1 protein-coding gene is annotated in these 1269 nt (G+C 65.4%); it reads left to right on the top strand.

The window, feature by feature from the left end:
- The first annotated feature begins 7 nt into the window (after positions 1-7).
- Positions 8-1225 (top strand): IS256 family transposase, encoded by a 1218-nt coding sequence (locus IFY26_RS17515; protein WP_232550293.1) that lies wholly within the window; start codon positions 8-10, stop codon positions 1223-1225.
- Positions 1226-1269 lie beyond the last annotated feature (44 nt).

The raw sequence follows: 1269 nt of genomic DNA, 5'->3' as shown, positions 1-1269 counted from the left end.
GGCCCACATCCAGTCTGCCGTGTCCGACCTGTTTGAGGCGTTTCGTTCCGGGGAGGGAGTCGATCTGGTCCGCGAGTCCGTGCGGATCGTGTTGCAGGAGTTGATCGAATCTGAAGCCAGCGCCGTGATCGGCGCCGACCGCTACGAACGCACTCCCGAACGCGTCACCGAACGCAACGGTGTCCGCTGGCGGGAGTTGATGACCAAGGCTGGCACCGTCGAGGTCGGCATCCCGAAACTGCGGAAGGGTTCGTTCTTCCCCTCAGTGTTGGAACCACGCCGCCGCATCGACCAGGCCCTCTACGCGGTCGTCATGGAGGCGTGGGTGAACGGGGTTTCTACCCGTGCCGTCGACGACCTGATCCAAGCCCTCGGAGGCACCGGGATCAGCAAATCAGAGGTATCGCGCATCTGTGCCGCCCTCGACGAGGAGGTCGGCAAGTTCCGCACCCGCAGGCTGGATGCCATCGAGTACCCCTACGTCTTCCTGGACGCCACCTACCTGCACGTGCGCGACGACCGGCTGGTCACCTCCAAAGCGGTGGTCGTCGCCACCGCGGTCACCGCCGACGGCCGCCGCGAGATCCTCGGACTCGACGTCGGGGACAGCGAGGACGAGGTGTTCTGGCGCGGCTTCCTCACCGCGTTGAAGGGCCGCGGCCTGGGTGGGGTGCGGTTGGTGATCAGCGACCAACACGCGGGCCTGGTCGCTGCGATCAGGCGCTGCTTCCAAGGAGCCGGTCATCAACGCTGCCGCGTGCACTACGCCCGTAACCTGCTCGCGCTGGTGCCCAAGGCGCAGATGGACATGGTCGCGGCCGTGTTCCGCACGATCTTCGCCCAACCCGACCCCGAGTCGATGAGCACCACCTGGGACCAGGTACGCGACCAGCTCGCCGCCCGGCTGCCGAAGATCGCACCCCACATGGACGACGCCAAAGCCGAGGTGCTCGCGTTCAACACGTTCCCCCGCGTGCACTGGCGCAAGATCTGGTCAACCAACCCCCTCGAGCGGTTGAACAAGGAGATCAAACGCCGGGCCCGGGTCGTCGGGATCTTCCCCAACGAGGCCTCCGTCATCCGACTGGTTGGGATGATCCTCGCTGACACCAACGATGAATGGGTCACCGACGAACGCCGCTACCTGTCCGAAGGATCCATGGCTTTGCTCTACCCCGACCGCGATAATGAACCCATCGCCGCCATCACCGACGGCGAGGCGTGACACCGAGGATCCCTCGAAAGCCCACCACTCAGCGGGGCACTATC

It is taken from the genome of Propioniciclava soli (assembly GCF_014858005.1).
GTDB lineage: Bacteria > Actinomycetota > Actinomycetes > Propionibacteriales > Propionibacteriaceae > Propioniciclava > Propioniciclava soli.
Note: the sequence above shows the minus strand (reverse complement) of the source record. Positions and strands in the feature narration are given on the sequence as shown.